19 protein-coding genes are annotated in these 18,253 nt (G+C 60.4%); 9 read left to right on the forward strand and 10 right to left on the reverse strand.

Translation table 11 applies throughout. The annotated features are described in order from the left end of the window. Positions 1-410: 410 nt before the first annotated feature. Complete coding sequence (locus AC1VNY_RS02010; protein WP_482403905.1) at positions 411-698, reverse strand: hypothetical protein; 288 nt, start codon at positions 696-698, stop codon at positions 411-413. A 37-nt stretch (positions 699-735) separates the two neighbouring features. Between AC1VNY_RS02010 and AC1VNY_RS02015 the strand changes: the two genes are divergently transcribed. Next, positions 736-1,560, forward strand: a complete 825-nt coding sequence (locus AC1VNY_RS02015; protein ID WP_482403906.1) for a hypothetical protein — start codon at positions 736-738, stop codon at positions 1,558-1,560. Between the two features lie 327 nt (positions 1,561-1,887). Beyond that, a complete protein-coding gene (locus tag AC1VNY_RS02020; protein ID WP_482403907.1) occupies positions 1,888-2,553 on the forward strand; it encodes a hypothetical protein in 666 nt (221 codons plus the stop codon). An 877-nt stretch (positions 2,554-3,430) separates the two neighbouring features. Here the strand turns inward: AC1VNY_RS02020 and AC1VNY_RS02025 are convergent. Genes AC1VNY_RS02025 through AC1VNY_RS02035 form a run of 3 tightly spaced genes read right to left on the reverse strand, consistent with a single transcriptional unit; the run spans position 3,431 to position 4,636 of the window. Beyond that, positions 3,431-3,799, reverse strand: a complete 369-nt coding sequence (locus AC1VNY_RS02025; RefSeq protein WP_482403908.1) for an AAA family ATPase — start codon at positions 3,797-3,799, stop codon at positions 3,431-3,433. A gap of 59 nt (positions 3,800-3,858) precedes the next feature. Continuing rightward, positions 3,859-4,170 carry a hypothetical protein gene (locus AC1VNY_RS02030; protein WP_482403909.1) on the reverse strand — a complete coding sequence of 104 codons (312 nt, stop codon included), beginning with the start codon at positions 4,168-4,170 and terminating at the stop codon, positions 3,859-3,861. Between the two features lie 28 nt (positions 4,171-4,198). After that, positions 4,199-4,636, reverse strand: a complete 438-nt coding sequence (locus tag AC1VNY_RS02035; RefSeq protein WP_453964746.1) for a hypothetical protein — start codon at positions 4,634-4,636, stop codon at positions 4,199-4,201. A 1,996-nt stretch (positions 4,637-6,632) separates the two neighbouring features. On the opposite strand from AC1VNY_RS02035, the gene AC1VNY_RS02040 reads away from it, so the two are divergent. From AC1VNY_RS02040 to AC1VNY_RS02050, 3 genes are all read left to right on the forward strand, one after another. After that, positions 6,633-7,904 (forward strand): tyrosine-type recombinase/integrase, encoded by a 1,272-nt coding sequence (locus AC1VNY_RS02040; RefSeq protein ID WP_482403910.1) that lies wholly within the window; start codon positions 6,633-6,635, stop codon positions 7,902-7,904. 94 nt (positions 7,905-7,998) lie between these two features. After that, a complete protein-coding gene (locus AC1VNY_RS02045; RefSeq protein WP_482403911.1) occupies positions 7,999-8,706 on the forward strand; it encodes a L,D-transpeptidase in 708 nt (235 codons plus the stop codon). A gap of 543 nt (positions 8,707-9,249) precedes the next feature. Continuing rightward, positions 9,250-9,711 (forward strand): CBS domain-containing protein, encoded by a 462-nt coding sequence (locus tag AC1VNY_RS02050; RefSeq protein ID WP_482403912.1) that lies wholly within the window; start codon positions 9,250-9,252, stop codon positions 9,709-9,711. 336 nt (positions 9,712-10,047) lie between these two features. Here AC1VNY_RS02050 and hemN read toward each other — a convergent pair whose 3' ends face one another. The 6 genes from hemN to AC1VNY_RS02080 all read right to left on the reverse strand — a co-directional run bounded on the left by hemN (position 10,048) and on the right by AC1VNY_RS02080 (position 14,493). After that, positions 10,048-11,400, reverse strand: a complete 1,353-nt coding sequence (hemN, locus tag AC1VNY_RS02055) for an oxygen-independent coproporphyrinogen III oxidase (RefSeq protein WP_482403913.1) — start codon at positions 11,398-11,400, stop codon at positions 10,048-10,050. Between the two features lie 55 nt (positions 11,401-11,455). Further along, positions 11,456-12,133, reverse strand: a complete 678-nt coding sequence (locus AC1VNY_RS02060; protein WP_482403914.1) for a helix-turn-helix domain-containing protein — start codon at positions 12,131-12,133, stop codon at positions 11,456-11,458. A gap of 189 nt (positions 12,134-12,322) precedes the next feature. Then, on the reverse strand, positions 12,323-12,481 hold the full coding sequence (locus AC1VNY_RS02065; RefSeq protein ID WP_482403915.1) for a hypothetical protein: 159 nt from the start codon (positions 12,479-12,481) through the stop codon (positions 12,323-12,325). 19 nt (positions 12,482-12,500) lie between these two features. Continuing rightward, a complete protein-coding gene (locus tag AC1VNY_RS02070; protein ID WP_482403916.1) occupies positions 12,501-13,223 on the reverse strand; it encodes a CBS domain-containing protein in 723 nt (240 codons plus the stop codon). Between the two features lie 62 nt (positions 13,224-13,285). Further along, positions 13,286-13,594 (reverse strand): c-type cytochrome, encoded by a 309-nt coding sequence (locus AC1VNY_RS02075; RefSeq protein WP_482404023.1) that lies wholly within the window; start codon positions 13,592-13,594, stop codon positions 13,286-13,288. 62 nt (positions 13,595-13,656) lie between these two features. After that, on the reverse strand, positions 13,657-14,493 hold the full coding sequence (locus AC1VNY_RS02080) for a universal stress protein (protein WP_482403917.1): 837 nt from the start codon (positions 14,491-14,493) through the stop codon (positions 13,657-13,659). A gap of 162 nt (positions 14,494-14,655) precedes the next feature. Between AC1VNY_RS02080 and phbB the strand changes: the two genes are divergently transcribed. The 4 genes from phbB to AC1VNY_RS02100 all read left to right on the forward strand — a co-directional run bounded on the left by phbB (position 14,656) and on the right by AC1VNY_RS02100 (position 18,147). Then, positions 14,656-15,381, forward strand: coding sequence for an acetoacetyl-CoA reductase (phbB, locus tag AC1VNY_RS02085; RefSeq protein ID WP_482404024.1), 726 nt, complete (start codon positions 14,656-14,658; stop codon positions 15,379-15,381). 15 nt (positions 15,382-15,396) lie between these two features. After that, positions 15,397-15,876, forward strand: coding sequence for a CBS domain-containing protein (locus AC1VNY_RS02090; RefSeq protein WP_482403918.1), 480 nt, complete (start codon positions 15,397-15,399; stop codon positions 15,874-15,876). Further along, on the forward strand, positions 15,873-16,253 hold the full coding sequence (locus tag AC1VNY_RS02095) for a hypothetical protein (RefSeq protein ID WP_482403919.1): 381 nt from the start codon (positions 15,873-15,875) through the stop codon (positions 16,251-16,253). Before AC1VNY_RS02090 ends, AC1VNY_RS02095 begins: the two co-directional genes overlap by 4 nt. A 79-nt stretch (positions 16,254-16,332) precedes the next feature. Then, the gene (locus tag AC1VNY_RS02100; protein ID WP_482403920.1) at positions 16,333-18,147 is read left to right on the forward strand and encodes a PHA/PHB synthase family protein; all 1,815 of its coding nucleotides are present in this window, start codon (positions 16,333-16,335) and stop codon (positions 18,145-18,147) included. The last annotated feature ends 106 nt before the right edge of the window (positions 18,148-18,253 follow it).

An 18,253-nucleotide genomic window follows, 5' to 3' on the forward strand; every position in this document is an offset into this window, starting at 1 on the left:
CCCGTGAACTGGCGGGCGGGGACGGTGGGCGCCCGGTGGACGAGGCCGGTTCGGACGGGCGGCTGGAGGACGAGGACGATGGGATGGTGGTCGGGCACCAGGGCCCGGTCGGCCGCGGCGGCTTTGCGCGCTAATGTCGCTCGCATTCACTCCGTCTGCCGCATACACCGACGAAATCGTTATGGTGTCGACCGGCCACGCGAGCGCAATTGCCGTCAGTATGACGGCGCCTACAGGTCTAGCCATCTTTCCTCCTGTTTGGATTATTGGGCAAAACCCCTTTCTAATCCCGCAGGAAGGCTTTTGTTCCGCAGGTAGTGGGTCCTAATCATCGCAACCACATCGCACGACTGGCCCTTAGCCAGGTGCACCGCCCGATAGGGCAACCCCACAATAGGGGAATCTCACCTTTAAAAATCCTTTCTATCCGCCCGTCGCCACCCGGCGGCAGCACCCATGCGCGCTTTGACCTCGAGCTGAACGACCACCTTCGTCTCTTTAATCTCGGCTTGCGCCAACGAGCCAATGGTCGCTGCTGGACCGTAGCTCCGAATGCGTTTCACGAGCGCACTGCCGCGTTCGGCGAGCAGTTCAACCGTGCAATTTCCGATATGGCCCTCGCGGCCCTTGTGGAGCTTCCGGCCGATGAATCCAGCGCAGCCTAAGATCGCGGACTCGCCCGCATACTGGACGCACAAGATCGGAGATCCGACTGGCCCGGTGGCAATTGGGAGAATGTCACAGCTGGTGGACTTCGATCCTCGACTGTCGGAATCGGCAAGGCTGGTCTACCGTTTTCTGATCAATTGGTATCATCACGAACACGGCGATGCGTTGCTCTCGCAACGGCATGTTGCCACGGTCATGAAGAAGCGCGCGCCTGACGGAGCCGAGTGCCCGTCACGATCGGCGGTTTCGCGCGCAATCATTTTACTACCGGAAACAGGTTGGGTGGCGCGCACCAATCGGGGTAGGGGACGCAATAGGAGTGCCAGCCGGTACATCCCAGTTTTCAACGTGCTCGATCTAGCTGAGCAGGGGCGTTTTCCAGAACTGGCCCAGCAGGTGGGCCAGTTTGGTGCCCCCGAGAACCGGCCCACTATGCGGGCCACTATTGGCCCAGCTAGCGGGCCAGTTCACGCCTCAACGGGCTCAGCGGGTGGGCCGAAGACTCCACTACAAGACCCGGTTACAGACCGGGTACTTGTAGTGATATGGATGTTCCGCAAGCTACGCCCCGCCGCCGAGGGCGGCGTGCTTGCGGGTGGGTTTGAAGCGCTTGCCTCCGCATACGCTAAGCCGGGGGACAATCTCCATGGCGCCCGCCTTGCCTATAACGCCCTTGCGCCAGGCGAGCCCGAGCAGACTCGCATGGTCATTGCTGCCGAGTCATGGCGTGCCTCTGCAAAAGGCCCGCGCATGTCGCTGGAACGATGGATCAAGGAGAGGCGCTGGCTCACCACCGAGGAGTTCAAGCAGGATAACCGGCCGAGCAGCCGCCTCCCGTCGTGCGTTGTAACCTACATCACGCCGATTGCCGGTGGAGGCGCGCGCGGGTGAATTATCGCGATGAAAATGGCGACCCGCAACTGCAGCAGCTTGATGTTGACGAACTGGAATCGTTTGTCGATGCTTGCGCCACCGATAGACCCGCCTGCAGGGAAGCCGAGCGAGGATCTACACGAGCTAGTAGGGGCGCGGTTCTGCATTGACGACGACGGGTGCTTCTGCGGCTTCCTCAGCAGAGCGGCGGCATGACCCCGGGGTATCCCCAAACTCTCCCGCCACCACCCAGCACACCGCCGTCCCCACTCGCACGCGCAACGCCGCAGGTTTTCTGATTATTTTTACGCCGCGCAGACGGCCACCCATCACGTCGGAGCAGACATGACACCAGCAAACGACAACCAGCCACTATCGGCCGGCGACTTCACCGACCTTGCAGCCCGCCGAGCCTGGCTGCAATCGGCGCCAGCCACACATGCCACTCACCACGAGCAATCCCCCTGCGTGACGTGGGCCAAGCGCGAGAAGGACGAGACCCCCCTTATGGGCATCAGGCTCTGGCGCAGCCTGAACGAGCCGCCAAGCATGGCTGCGAACGACAATGAGCCAGATGAGGATGCGACCGAGGGTGGCGAGAAGGCACCGCCGCCCAATTTGGACCGGGAGTTGATTGACGTGTCCGCCAAGCAGCTAATCTACGCCAACGATCGCGGCATGACGCGCTGGGTTGGCAACAAGCTCGTGAAAGTCTGGAACGGGCACAAGTGGGTTAGCCCCGATGCCGTGTTCGGTAAGGTCCGCCAACGTAAGAGCGATAAGGCCGATACCGGGTACTGGGACGTGGTGATCCCGGACGCGCAGGCTGAACTGGCCAGATCAATGGACGCGGAGCGTCTACGCGACCGGATAGGCCATAAGACGGCTACCATCCTCGACATGGCGGCGGGCGACAACACGCTAGCTGAGATCGGCGAATATCTCGGATTCGGCGGCCAGTATGCACAGCGCCGTGCCGGCAAAGAGGTGCGGGTGGCGGTGCTGCGCTGAACGCGGCTATGGCTGTAGAGGGCGAGAGAGTCGCGGCTTAGGGAAGAGGCCGCCAACTGAGGCGGCCTCTAATGAGCGACCCCAGCAACGTGGGGGTAGTAGGGGCTTGTTGCTGGGGCCATCTACCGGCTCGATTGCGCCGAGCCAGGTCGCGCTATTGCACGATCATCGCTACGCCAATGATGACGAGCGGGCTTAACCCGAATAGCACAATCCAAACGCTCTCAAGTAGTTCTCTGCCCATGGCGCAACCCCTGCGTTGGAGTTGCAGCCTACGCCCAGTGGAACTCGATAGGCCAGTGCAGTTTGTGCCTCGGAAATCAATCGCAACAACTAAGATGGCGGCGAGAACACTTGGCGGTCCATAAGTAATGCTGAAGCCAGAACATCCGATGGGCGACTCAGAAGTCCTACCGAGAACATCGGCCAAGCTACGGTTTCCGTTCGCTTAATCCGAATCAGGACACTCCGAAAATCAACTTAGGATACGGGGGCTTAAATACGGACAGCACCCCAATCGAATGGGAACGAAAGGAGGATTGTGAACGTCCCACGAATTATTGCGTGGGCATGTACGCTCCCAAGCCTCCCAAACTCTTTAGTCATTATAGGCAGGTTTTTGCCCTGACGTGACTTCGGCGCGCCCAGTCAGGCAGGCGTCGCCATTTTTCCGGCCCAGCGCCGTGAGCCGCCAAGCGGCTTTTTATTTCCAACCACACTCGCAAGGCAGCCGCTGCAGGTGGAATTGCTGCCGCCCAAGCTTTTGCCTCTGTGTTGGCATTGGCTGTTTCGAGGCCTGCCCAAGCGCTCGCGGCATGGATCCTATGTTCACCTTCCAATGCATCCCAGCGTGGCTCAAGAACCGGCTTCAATCTCTTCAGCGCGCTCGCTGTGTTTTAAAGTCCGTCCAAACATTTTCCGCACCGTATCCACGACCGATTGCCACCTTCTTCAGCGGCCCGAGTAGCGGAGCAAGTTCTTCAGTCTCCTCGGGCGTGAGATCCCAACATGTCCAGACAACGACGGTGTTGTTTTTGCATTCCTCGAGCCTGCGGTTGCGGGGAAAATCCTTAACTGGACTCAGAGGCTGCCGACCACCGGGTGGGTTCAATCCCGCCAATGCCAAGAGCAGATTCGACCTCCCGCTTTCGTTGCGCCCCACCAACGAGGTAAGATCACCAACGTTGATCCAGCCGCTGTCCTGAATGGAGCGGAAATTTTGAATCTGAAAACTGGATAGTTTCATCTCAGTGCCTTTAGAGGTAATTTTGCTAGGGGAAGCGTTGATTGGATCCGGGATCGGCCCTACCGCGTAACCCGAACGTTGCCGTAGTCCTCTTCCATCGGCCGCTCACCATCGAAATCTGTGTGAGCGAGTAGGGCGCCGACGCCGAACAGAACCATGCCGCCAATCCAGACGAGGCACGTGGCCGTCAAATAGGCGGACGTCCCGACTCCGATATTTCCAGTGAGCCCGAACAGCGTGCCGGCATTGAACACCAGTCCGGCAATGCCCCAGAGCCAGAACAGTACGGAAAGTATGCTGCGTCCGGAACTCTGGTTGCTTCTGAGCCGAAACGTGCGCTCCCAATGCTCTTTGCGCTTAAACAGTCCCATTGAGATCACCAAAAACCAGCAGGGACGATCATCCCAGACAATTGATGGTATTTTTCTTGACCTGTTCTTGCCAGTCCGGTCCCAAGGTTTCGCACGCGGGCAGGGCATTCGCCGCCGCGGGATCTCCGTCCTTGAACATCTTAATTACCAGGCCTTGGTTTGGCGCGAACATCGGAGTGCCGCCGCTGGCCATCGCTACGCCGCCTCCGAGATTCTGTACGACAACCGGTGTGCTACCGGCGTATGAGGCTCCGGCCTGAGCATTCATGACGATGAAACGATCATAGCCCCTGCGGATGGTTTCGGCCGCAGCCTCTCGAACGACAATCTTCTCAGCGCCGGCAGCACCGCAGATCGGTGCGGCGCGTGCTGTTATTTGAACAGTGTCTTGCGCCAGTGGAATTGTTGAGGCACCGGCACAGCCGCCCAACGCGGCGCAAAGGGCCACGATCCGCAAATTACGCATCTATAAGAAAATCCCCCGAAACTAACGCTCGACCATAGATCGAGTGAACCCCGTGGCTGGGTTTTTGACCTTTGCCGTGGGCCTGGGCACGGCTCTACCTTGAAGTTGGTGCACGCCGGATGGCCGTGGAGCGGGGTGTGATTTAGCGAACCCTGGTAGGCTTGCTCATCTCCGCAAGCCCGCCAGCAGTAATGCGATAGCTGACCTTTCCGTCAGCTTCTCGGATCTCAATCCACTGGTGGCGAAGTAAGGTCAGTTTCAACTTTGCCTGATCTGGCAGATCGACAGCGGGGACCCATTCACCGCTCCGAAGGTGCTCCAGAAATTGCCGATGGCGATGATTGAACGAGGTAGCCAAGCCAAGCCCAAAGAGCAAAAATCGTTCGCGGATTGAGAGTGGACGAATCCAGCAGTCCAGACACCATGGGCACCGAAGGCCAGTCCGTCGTGATCCAAATGGGTCACAGACTTATCCCGCGCGAGGCCGACCCGTGAAATAGAGCGACAGAACGCTCCCGACACGATAGAGTGAGTTGTTGAACACAACCGAATGCGTCAAGTGGCTCGTATATTGGGAGATCGTTCATGAGATTCCTTTTTCTCGGTATTGCCATGGTCGGAATCGTAGTCGGGACACAGGCAAAGGCAGGCGCGAGCCGTGACTACGAGGTTGACTACTACGCGGAGCGACAGCTTCGGACGCAGGTTGGAACGTTCTACAAGCCATGCGGTACCGGCGCCGCCACAATGAACGGGCAACGAACGCGCTACTTCAAGAAGTCGCAATCATCATGTCTGGATACTGGGGGACATCCGCCGCCAGCGACGATAAGCTGCGAGTTCACCCAAGCGGGTTGCACAGACGCTCTCGCACATGCGTTTCCACTCATCCCTCACGCACCCGGCTTCAGCCTGAGCATCGGTGGTGCACCCGCGTTGTTTCAAGCGAGCGCCGCTGACCAGGAGCTTTATAGGAGAAACCAGCGCGATTCTGGCGTGAAGTAAAATCGCATTGCGGCTTTACGACCGATTTCATTGGTAGGGCGTCGTAAGGGCGCCGACCTACTTCTTCTCTATTTCCCTCATAACGCGCGCATATCGTGCGCGCGCTCGCTCCATCATAGCCTCCTTGGCCTGAAGGGCGGCCAATTCGAATTCTAGCCTCTCATAGAGGGGCAAGTACTGATATCCCATTTGCCTGAGTGACACATGGCGAACGTCACGTTGTCGAGAGAGCGCTCTATCTCGGCAATGGTCGTTGGATAGTCGGACGGGCTAGGAGCGCGGCGCCTTCGGGAGGCAGGCTGCGATCCCATCATTCGTGATGGCGCCCTCCAGTTTCTTCTCAACGGATCCTCGAATGACAACATCGACAAGTAGGCCTCTCGCCATGATCCGGATGGCTCGCTGCAGCTGGAACACGCGCGTGCAGCCTGGGCAAATCGTACTTTGGATGATGGTGTCATCCTGCTTGGTGTCGGCTAGCGGGTTGGCCCGAGCGGGTACGGTATAATGCGGTGCGGGTGGTTTGAGTCGCCTCAGCGACCAACCACTCCACCTGTGCGCTGGCTTAGTCGGCGAGGTACGAAGAGCAATTGCTTAGGGGCACGCTCTTGCCCAGTCCCGCCAACGACAACCAACGCGGGGGCATCGTCCCTCGCGGCCTACGCCGTACAGACGCGGCGCGATATCTCGGAATCAGCCCGAGCCATTTCGATAAGCAGGTGAGGGCCGGCACAGTGCCGCCTGCCAGACTGCTATTCGGAGTTATGCTGGGACAGGATCGATCTAGACCGCTTGTTCGATGGTGTTTCGCGCGTCAACGACAACGACAGCTACTGGGATAGGGCGTGCGGCAGCGAAGCCAAAATACGTAAACGAGTATCTGGATAGGCACGGCAAGCCGCGTGTTTATTTGCGGCGGCCTGGGAGGCCGCAAGTCGCCTTGCACGCGCCGCTGTACACACATGAATTCTGGACGGCGTACCACGCTGCCATGAGCACTGACGAGCCGCCTCGAGCGGTTCGCCGCATCAAGGCGGGAACGATAGGAGCGGCGGTGCAAGGATACTATGGCTGCACCGAATTCAAGGTGCTGGCAGATAGCACGAAGGACGTTTACCGCAACGTCCTGAATCGCTTCGTCGATAAACACGGCGATGGGCCAATAGCCGGCCTTCAGCCCAAGCACATAAACAAGCTGATCGATGAGCAAGCCGACACGCCATCGGCTGCTAGCAACTTTCGCAAACGCCTAAAGGCTGTGATGGACTACGCGGTAGGCGCGGGACTACGCAGCGACAATCCGGTTGTTGTGGCCAAGCGCGTGAAGCTCAAAACCAAAGGCCACCGCACCTGGACTGAGGAAGACATCACCAAATTCCGAAAGCACAACAAAGTTGGCACTCCGTTGCGGCTGGCCTTTGAGGTGCTGCTACACACCGGTCTCAGGCGCTCTGATGCCGTGCTGCTTGGCTGGCAGCACTTCACGAAAGACGGTTTCGTTATCAGCACCAAAAAGAGCCAAGGCCACGTTGAGCTTTGCATTACAGTGCACGCGGATCTGGCGCGCTACATTGCCGACTGCCCGAAGGACGGCCCGGCCTTCATTGCAACCATGTATGGCCGTGCGCGTAGTGAGAAGGCGTTTTCCAGTTGGATTAGCGAAGCTGCAGGCGACGCTGGCTTGCCAGAAGGCTCGAGCCCGCATGGTGTGCGCAAGGCCGCGTGTCGTCGTCTTGCAGAGGCCGGTTGCTCCGCTCTGGAAATCATGTCCATCACCGGTCACACCAACATCCGCGAAATCGACCGGTATTGCCGCGAGGCCGCGAAGAAGAAGTTGGCCGTGGCGGCCATGGCGAAACTTCAAAAAGGATTCGACGCGTCCGATAATCCGAAATTGCCTAACCAAACTCAAAGGTTAGGCAAAAACTCCGATAAGTCATTGAAATCACTGGAGATAAAATCCGACTGGCGATCCCGGCAGGATTCGAACCGCAACCCGCGGAGTAGAAATCCGCTACTTGACCATTTGGCCTACGGCGCGTTGAGCGGTCGGCCTAAAAGGCACCCAAACGCCAGATGCTCCCTACGACTTCGCCGCTTTCGGCAAAGCATTGAAATTGCAGCAAATGCGAAGGCCCTCCGAGCGCACCATAAACCCACGTTTGGCTTCGAGGTCGCCGGCCACGACATGGATAGAAATGGCCGTCAGCAGCCTGCTCCCAGGCGACAGCCAAAAGGCCATCTGTTGGTCAAGAAGGTTTAACCTCGAATGACGAAGAACTTTTTCTCCTCCCTCCCCATCCCGTATGCCAAAGTCTGGTCCGGCCGTACAACGGGAGAATGGAAAATCCGAAATCATGATCATGGATCGTGGAATTGCCGACGCCGGTGCGGTGGGTGAGGGGGCTCTGCCCGCGCTTCGGTCGCGGCCTCTCAACCGCCGGGCGTTTCTGTTCGGCTCCGCTGCTGGTCTCGCTGCACTGGGCCTGGCCGGTTGCGCATCCGACTACATGAGCCTTGCCGAGGCGGAGAAAGTCTACGGGCCTGTGCCGAACGAGAAATTCCCGATCCCTGCGGTCGATGTTGGTAAGGTCAATCCGAAATATTTTCGCAAGACAGTGCGCTATGACAGTAATGAGGCGCCCGGTACGATTATCGTCGATCCCAGCAAATACTATGTTTACCGCATCGAGGGCGAGGGAAACGCGACCCGCTATGGAGCCAATGTCGGCCGCGATGGATTCCGGTGGAGCGGGGAGGCTTATGTCGGGCGCAAAGCCGAATGGCCTACCTGGACGCCACCTAAGGAGATGATCGCGCGCCAGCCGGAGGCGGGCAAATATGCTCGCGGCATGCCGGGAGGTCTCGACAATCCACTTGGTGCCCGCGTGCTCTACCTCTATCAAAATGGGGTGTACACGCTTTACACGATCTATAGCACCAGCGACCCCGAAACGATTGGAAACGGCATTACGAGCGGTTGTACCGGCCTCCTCAGTCAGGACATGATCGACCTCTATGCGCGAACGCCCGTCAATACGAAGGTGATCGTGCTGCCGGCATAGGCTTGCCGACACGTCTTTGCACAGCGAAGAGCCGATTCGGACTTTGTCGTCAGATTCTTCGGTGCGCTGTGGGTCCTTCAATCCGCCGGGGTGTAAGCGCGTCATCGAGAGACGGGTTTTACCAGGGGGCTCGAAATTGTCCGAATAGGAATTTCGATGGATGAAGGGGTGTAGCTGGTTATTGTCGCGCGGCGGCCGGCCGACGCTCATCGATCGATGATCAGCGCTTGGCCAGCCTTGGCGCACCGCGGTCCCATTGTGCGCGGGAAAGTTGGCAGACGAGTTAGCTTCTATCCGAGCTTTTTGCAGTCATCGCAACGCGGCCTCCCAGCCGGGCCCGGCAATTGTCGTGGTCATGGTAGACGTTGCGGTGGGACGGTGGACAGACGACGATTCCCATATGAGCCGACAGCCGCCGAATGGTCCTGCAGCGAAGCCAGCGGCTTCAAAGTGCACGGCTCAATTGATCCAGGTCAGCCCGGCCCGTCGTTTTTGACCGATACTGGCAAATCATCGCGTACACGAAGCTCTGGGGAGTTTGCCATGTTAGCTTTGGATGTCATGCGCACGTCTTTCGCGACGATCAAACCGCGCGCGCCATTGCTCGACGCCGTTCGTTTACTACTGAAAACCGGCCAGCGCGGCTTGCCTGTGCTCGAAGGCTCAGGGGCGCTGGTCGGTGTTATCTCCGAAGGCGACTTCCTTCATCGTCGCGAGCTCGGCGTGCATTGGCCAGAGGGCTTTTGGCTCGAATGGCTGCTCAGCAGAGAGGAGGGGCAGCTGGTCCGTGAGCGGACCCGGGCCCTGAGCGTTGACGCTGTGATGAGCCGCAAGCCCGTTTGCGTCGACGAATGTGCGACTGTGGACGAGATCGTTGCCGAAATGGACAAGCACCAGATATCGCAAGTCATCGTTCTCCGGAATACGCGAGTCGTCGGCATGGTTGGCCGTCTGCAGCTGATCATAGCGCTTGAGCGAATACTTGCGCGATCCGAGGGCGACTGATGCGGAAGCCGCGGCGTCCAGCTGTGAAGTGTGCGATTGCGCGCTTCTAGTCGCTGGCCAGCAAGCAGCCGGCGTGGCCCGACCCGGTTCCGCCTCCCTTGGGCGCCGCTCTCACCCATGCCGCCACCCTGATGTTTTGCACACCGATGTCCAGCCGACCTTCGTGCTCTTTCACCGATGATTGCGCCCGCCCTCTGGGGAATATTGAAGTTTCCTGGTGCCGACAGTATCGCGGCGCTCGTTCTGTTTGCGGCATGCATGGCCTGGATCGGCAAACGAAGCCGCCAACATCCGAAACTGCTGTAGACGGTGCGGACCGGGTTCCGCTGGTCGCATCTAGACCGCTCGGCTATGCCGGGCCGTGGCGCGACCAAGGTGAGCGTCGAACGCCGAGGCGACGCATCGGACCAGGAACTCCGCATCATCGTTGATCAGGAGCCGGTCACCTCTCATCGTCACCGCGCCGTCCGCGATCAGCCTGTCGAGCCGGAAACGATCGACGACGGCCGAACCAGGATCCCAGCGGTGCCGGCGGCACATTCCCGGCAGATCGACGGCCATGTCGCACATGATGCGCTCGATGATGTCGGCTCGGAAACGGTCCTCCGCCGTCAGCATGTAGCCCTTGACGGTGGCAAGCCGGTCCTCGGCAATTCGTGCAAGATAGTCGCGTGTCGCAACTGCGTTCTGCATGAATCCCTGCGGCATGCGGCCGATTGCGCTGGCGCCGAGGCCTATCAGGGTCTCGGCAGAATCGTCCGTGTAGCCCTGGAAGTTACGCCGCAGCCGGCCCTCGCGCTTTGCGATGGCCAGGTTGTCGCCGGGGAGCGCGAAATGGTCGAGGCCGATGCGGGTGTATCCGGCATCGGTCAGCGCCTGTGCGACCGCCTCGGACTGACGATGCCGCTCGAGGCTAGCCGGCAGCGACGCCTCGTCGATCATGCGCTGGTGCTTCTTGAAGGAGGGAATATGGGCATATCCGAACACGGAAAACCGGTCGGGCCGCAGCGCGACGCATGAGTCGACAGTATCCAGGCAGGAAGCGACAGTCTGAGCGGGCAGGCCGTAGAGCAGATCGAAGTTGATGCGGCCGACGCCGGCACGGCGCAGCCGCTCGACCGCTTCCGCGGTCTGCTCCAGGCTCTGCGACCGATTGATGGCGTGCTGAACGACAGGATCGAAGCTCTGGATGCCAAGGCTCGCGCGGTTGACGCCGCTGTAGCCCATTGCTTCCGCCATCGGCTCGGTCAGGGTGCGTGGATCGATCTCGACGGCGATCTCGGCGTCGGGCTGCACGAAGAACGAGTAGCGTAGCGCGCTGAAGAGGTCGGCAAAGGTCTCGGGCGTCATGATCGTCGGAGTGCCGCCGCCGAAATGGATGTGGGAGACGGGCAATCGCCCACCGACCGCTTTGGCAACGAGATGCGCTTCGGTGCGAAGGCCGGCGGCGTAAATGGCGACCGGTTCGTCGCGCCTGGTGATGGAGGTGTGGCACCCGCAGTACCAGCACATCGACCGGCAAAACGGAACATGCAGGTAGATCGAGGCCGGCCGCCGCGTTGGAATCGACCTGAGCCATGTCCGGTAATCAGCCTCGCCGACCGCCGCGGAAAAATGCGGAGCCGTGGGGTAGCTGGTGTAGCGCGGCAGTTTGTCCTGCCCATAGGTGATCGCCAGGTTCGACCGCATCCTATTCCTTGCCTCTCGCTTGCGGCCAATTATCGGAGCCTGGCTCGCCCTTCGCTTACGCCGCCATGATGCGGTTCGACACCGCGCGGTTGCGCAGTTCCACCCGACGCGAGGTCGGAAGGGAGATCACGCCGTTCTGCTCGAGCTGGGTAAAGGTGCGTGACACCGTTTCGATCGTCAGACCGAGATAGTCGGCGATATCCTGCCGCGACATCGGAAGCTCGATCGCCGCATTCTTGACGGCGCGGTGGGCCATATCGTGGAGGAAGCCGACGACACGATCTTCGGCGCTGCAGATCAGCAGCATCAGATGCTCCTGGAAGCGACGCAACTCCTGGGCCGTTGCATCCCACAGCTGCCGTGCCAGATCCTTTTCGTGTGTCGCACGGATCATGAGCGCGGCGCGCTTGACCACAATGACTCGCGTCTCGGAGACGGCCTCAGCCGAGGAGATATGAGTCTCGCCGGCCTCGAAGCCGAAAATATCCCCGGGCAGATAAAATGCGCCGATCTGGCGACGTCCGTCTTCCAGAATCTTGTAGGTTCGGACGGCACCGGAAACGACCTGGTAGAGGTATTCCGCGGCCTCGTCCTCGCCATAGATTTCGCTGTTGCGGGCGAACCGCATCGGCGTCCCGATCATGCCGAAGGGCCCTTCAACGCGCGCCTGACGGCTGAGGATGCTGGTCGGGTGACGGCTGTTCTCGACAGAAATGGCGTTCTGGGTCTGCATGGCGACGCTCCATGGATGGGAAGATCGATGGAGGCAGATTGATCGCATCTCGTGGATCGGGAAATTTGGATATTTCCCCTAAGTAGAAGCCACTTACGTATTTATACGTAGCTCCGGGGAATGCAGAGCAATGAACGGTGGCCGCACGCCGAGACAGGAGTGTCTCGGCGTGCGAGGCAAAAAGCGAGGCTAGGTCCCGTTCTGGTCGGGATAGGCAGCGCGTGTGGAGGCTCGGTCCTGTTCGTGACGCCAGCGCGTCGTGTTACGATCGGTCAAGGCGAGCACGAGCGCAAAGATCGCGAAGATGAGACAGACGGCCGTGACGACAAGCAGTGTACTTATTGCCATGTTGGGCTCCTCGATCTGATCAGCTGGCCGCCTTGACGTCTTCCGGCGATTCCACGTAGTAGCCGGAGTAGCCGTCGACGAAGCAGAGATGATCGCGGACTTCCCTGACGCCCGAGGTGTTCTCGGCGAGCACGATCGCGGCCTGGCGAGCTCGTTCATCGAAGATCAGGCCGTACAGATGCACGGCTCCGTTGCACACCCACACCTGGAAGCCGGCGGGACGCCAGCCGGTAGCGTTGATTTCACGCAGGATCCGTTCACGGATGTGACTGTCGTCGGCGGTCGGATCGGGAACTTCGCGCGCCAGCGATGCGACGGCCTGCAGGATGTCCGCCCGGGTGACGATTCCGACCATGGTCTTGCCGTTCACGACCGGCACCCGCTTCACGCCATGCTTGTGCATCAGATGCACGATCTCGTCGAGCGGCGTCTGCTCCTCGACGGTGATCGGGTTCGCTGTCATGACGTCCTCGACCTTGCGGCCGCGTTCGTGCACGAAATCGGTCGCGGCACGACCCACGCCGGTGAACAGCTCCAGCCATGCCGAGCGCTTGTGTCCTGTGCCGATCTCGCCGCGTTCCAGGAAATCTCCCTCGGACACCATACCCCTGAGCGTGCCGTCTTCGTCCATTACCGGCAGACCGCTGAGGTGGCATCGCAGCATGATATTGGCCGCATCCAGGATCTTGGTGTGCGGACTGACGGCGATGATATGCTTGGTCATGACCTGATGCGCGCGCATGCCGGACCTCCGTGTTGAAGCTTGAACAATGAGGCTTTGTGCGTTCCGCGCATTGACCTGGCTCAACGGTCCGCGTGGCCTTGCTCGAGGGATTTCAAGAACAGAATGAAGTCGCCCACCTGGTCCGGCTCGAAGCTGAACTGGGGCATGGTCGGATGGCCGGTGACGATTCCCTCCGCCAGCGATTCCTGCAGCATCTCGACTGGATAACGTTCGTGCAATGTCCGGAACGGAGGTGCTATCCTCAGCGGGCTCGGGCTCACCCGGTCGATTGCATGGCAGCGGGCGCAGTAGAGCTGTGCAAGGCGACGGCCTTGTTCCTGGTTTGCGGCGGCTGGAGTCAGCGCAGCGCAGATCGCACTGATGACCACGAAGCCACGAGCGATATGGTTCTGAAATGTTCTGGCGGGATGCTTCACGATTCGGCTCGCGCTTAGTGAGACATCAGGACCGGAACCGTCATTGCGCGCAGCATGTCGCGTGTCACGCCGCCGAGCAGAGTTTCCTGCAGGCGGGAGTGGCCGTATCCGCCCATAACCAGAAGGTCGAGGCCCTCATCCGCCGCGATCGACAGCAGGATCGACTGAACCTCGGACTTGGACGCCGGCAACGACGTGATCTTGGCCGGAAGCCCTTCCTTTGCAAGGTAGCGCACCAAGTGCTCGCTGGAGCTTTCTGAGGGGATCGGATCGGCGCCATCGATGGTGATGACGGCGAGAGCATCGGCTGCGCGCAGCAGCGGCATTGCGTCGTGCAGGGCGCGGGCGGCAAGCCGGCTGCCATCCCAGCAGATCCCGATTCGCTTCGCTGAAAATGCGCCATGGAACGTGTAGGGCATGAACAAGACGGGACCGCCGGCCTGGAACAATAACTCCCGCGGGATCACGTTGTCGTAGCTGTCGTATTCGCCCAGCGGCTGCACCACCACGGTCAGGTCATGCAGTCGCGCGCTCGCGCAGATCATCTCCCGAGCATCGATGGGGAGCGCACCCACGGCGCGGGTCGCGTAGGATATCCCCGCATTCCGTGCCTCGATATCGAAGACGCGCAGTGCAACCTCGGCGCGTTCGAGGGCCTGCTCATGTTCAGCCTCGAACAGGGAGGCGACCGCCGCGCCGCCTTCAATGACGAACGGTACGCTGGCGGTCTCGTAGCCGATCGCCATTGCGTCGAGATGCGCGCCGGTGCCGAGCGCGAGCGAAACCGATCCGTCGACTGCGGGACGTGGCGACAACTCCGTCGGAATGTGGACCAGGATGTTCTTGAACATGGGCCGTTCTCCAAAGGGGTGGAAGAGCAAGTGCTATCAAAGCACGGGCCGAGGCAGGCCAATTTGATCTGCCTCATGCGCGGTCGTGGATTCTGATTGAGCGAGATCAATTCATCGAGCGTCTACTTCGCGCAAATGTTGTACCCAGCTTGGAGTGCCGACATGGCGCGCGTCGCATTGGTTACGGGTGGAAGCAGAGGAATTGGCGCAGCGATTTCGCGTGCCCTCGCTGCTGCCGGATGCCGGGTTGCGGCCTGCTATGCTGGAAATGCGGGAGCCGCGTGGTCGTTTCAGGATCAGACGGGAATTCCCGTATTCCAGTGGGATGTCGCGAACCTCCAGGCCTGTGCAGCCGGTATCCGCGAGGTGGAGGCGGCGCTGGGCCCGATCGACATCCTGGTCAACAACGCCGGTATCGTGCGCGACGCCACACTGCATCGAATGACTAAGCCGCAATGGGACGCGGTCATCCGGACCGATCTCGATTCGCTGTTCAACATGTGCAGGCCACTCATCGAGGGCATGCGGGCACGAAAGTTCGGGAGGATCATCAACATCTCGTCCATCATCGGGCAGAAGGGCCAGATCGGCCAGACGAACTATGCCGCGGCGAAGGCCGCCGAGCTCGGCTTCACCCGTGCACTAGCACTCGAAAGCGCGCGGTTCGGCATCACGGTCAATGCGATCTGCCGGGGCTACATCAACACCGAGATGGTGGCCGCGGTGCCGGCCGATGTCATGCAGAATTCCATTCTGCCGCAGATCCCTGTCGGACGGTTGGGGCAGCCGGAAGAGATTGCCCGTGCCGTCGCGTTTCTTGCGGCCGACGAAGCAGGGTTCATCACCGGATCGACTCTGTCGATCAATGGCGGCCAACACATGTGTTGAATAGGAGAGATGGCAATGCTCGTCACCGATGTGATGCGCAGCTCGTTCGCGACGATCAAGCCGACTGCCACCGTGCTCGATGCGGTCGAGCTGCTGCTTGAGACCGATCAGCGCGGCCTGCCGGTGATCGACGACGCCGGCGACCTTGTCGGCATGGTTTCGGAGGGGGATTTCCTTCACCGCGATGAGCTTGACATCAGCCCGCCGTCAGGAAACTGGCTGGAGTCTCTGCTTGGCATTGCGGAGAATTCACCTGAACGCGAACGCATGCGCACGCTGCAGATCGGCTCGCTCATGAGTGGCTCGCCGATCACCGTCGATATCGAAGCATCGATCGGGGACGTCGTCGCACAGATGGATGTCTACAATGTCGCCCAGATTCCGGTGCTCTGCGCCGGAACTGTCGTTGGTATTGTCAGTCGCAGGGAACTGCTTGCGGCATTGGCGCGCCGATTGAGAGAAGCAGAGAAAGAAAGTACCGGAGTTACTTCATGAGCGAGATGACCCTGCAATCACATGCGCACGCCGTCGTTTGGATCGATCACCTCGTTGCGAAGGTTTTCGGCATTGGGTTGACAGGCGTCAGCGCGACGGCCGTCCATGCGCATTTGGTGTCGCAGCATCTGCATCACAAGGCGAATACGATTGGCGATGGCCGCGTCCAGGCCGACGCGACATTCCTCGCCCGGGTAGGGGAGGCCGTGAGCGGTTGCAGCGAGTTGCTCGTCATCGGTCCGGGTATCGAGAAGGTTGAGCTGATGCAATATCTCGCGGCGGAACGGCCCGACCTTAACCTGCATGTTGAGCCGAGCGATCATCCGACGGACGGGGAGATCGTGGCGCTGGGTCGGAAGCGGTTCCACCTCGGCTAAACAGGGAGAGATCTGGACAGCTGCCAGACGGAAGACAGATTGCGCCCGAGCCGGTCCCGCTCGGGCAAGGAGGCGAGCGATGACGATCCAAGCGGCTATCGACCAACCCACATCTCCCGCTAACGACGATGTGACGAGTGCCACGACGGCCGCTTCAGTGCCGTCCGAAAGCGAGCCATCGACGGGCGCCGAATCGATCGATCAACTGGTTCATGCGGCGATGGCGCGATGGACCGGCGGACTTTCACCGGCCGGTCTCGCGCTCGCTTTCGCCGACTGGCAACTCCATCTTGCGGCGTCACCCGGCAAACGGCTTCAACTGGCACTGAACGCAGTTGCTGAGGGCTCGCGGTTCGTGCGCATGGTGTCGACGCCCCATGCTGCCTGGCAGCCCTGGTTCATGGTCAAGCCACAGCCGGGTGACAAGCGTTTTGCCGGCCAGGATTGGACATTGCCGGCCTTCAACGTCTTGGCGCAAGCATTCCTGCTGGGAGAGCAATGGTGGCATTCGGCGACCGGCAGCCTGCACGGTGTTTCGAAGGGAAATGCGGCAATTGTGGATTTCACTGTCCGCCAATGCCTCGATGTGGTGGCGCCGTCCAACTTTGCATTCAGCAATCCAGAGGTGCTGCGCCGGGCGATGGATTCGGGTGGCGGCAACTTCGTGTCGGGTTGGCATAACTGGCTGGAAGATTGCCGGGACCTGCTGAGCGGCAAGCCCTCCGGGCCCCCGCCTTTTGTGGTCGGCAAGGATGTAGCCACGACCAAGGGTAAAGTCGTCTACCGCAATGAGCTGATCGAGCTCATTCAATACGCGCCCGCGACCACGGACGTCTGCCCGGAGCCGGTGCTCATCGTGCCGGCCTGGATCATGAAATATTATATTCTCGATCTTTCGCCCGAGAACTCGCTAGTGCGCTTCCTGGTCGAGCGCGGCTTCACCGTATTCATGATCTCATGGCGAAATCCGGGGCCAGCCGATCGCGATCTTGGTCTCGAGGACTATCGCAAGCTTGGGGTCGACGCGGCCATCCACGTCATCAATCAGCTCGCCCCTGAACGCGCGATCCATGCGGCGGGCTACTGCCTCGGTGGCACCCTGCTAGCGATTGCCGCGGCCCGATTGCAAAGGCAGCGGCCTGGTTGCCTCCGGTCGGTGACGCTGCTGGCGGCCCAGGTCGATTTTATCGATGCGGGCGAACTTACGCTCTTCATCAATGAAAGCCAGATTGCATTCCTGGAGGACATGATGCGGCAGCGCGGCGTGCTCGAGACGGCGCAGATGGCCGGTGCGTTCCAGTTACTGCGGTCGAACGACATGATCTGGTCGCGCCTGATTCGCGACTATCTCATGGGCGAGCGCGCCGCACCGAGCGACCTGATGTCATGGAACGCGGACGCGACCCGCATGCCCTGCCGGATGCATTCGGATTATCTGCGCAAGCTGTTTCTCGACAACGACCTTGCCGAGGGCCGCTATCTGGCGGACGGGCAGCCGATGGCACTTTCCGACCTTTGCGCCCCTATGTTTGTGGTGGGCACGGTCCGTGATCACGTCGCGCCCTGGCGGTCGGTTCACAAGGTTCATTTGCTTGCGGATGCCGATATCGCCTTCGTGCTGGCGAGCGGCGGGCACAACGCCGGCATCGTTGCTCCGCCGTCGGAGGAGGGGCACAGCTATCAGTTGTTGGAGAAGAAGGCGGATCAACCCTATGTCGGTCCCGACGAGTGGCTGCGGAAGGCGGTGAATCGCGACGGATCCTGGTGGCCGGAGTGGGTTCGCTTTCTTACCGCGTTTTCGGGAGCCTGGGAGCCGGCGAAGACGTTGCTTCATGCGCCCCAGGGCGGGCCGCCGCTCTTTGATGCGCCAGGTCAGTATGTTCTCCAGCATTGATCCCGCCACCACAAGCACTCAGGCAGTTTGATCTGCCGCAACTGCTTCCGTGGCGTGGACCCCTAGAGTAATGCCGGACCAGCGGGATCGAGGATCGAGCTACGCC

This window comes from Bradyrhizobium ferriligni (assembly GCF_056837965.1).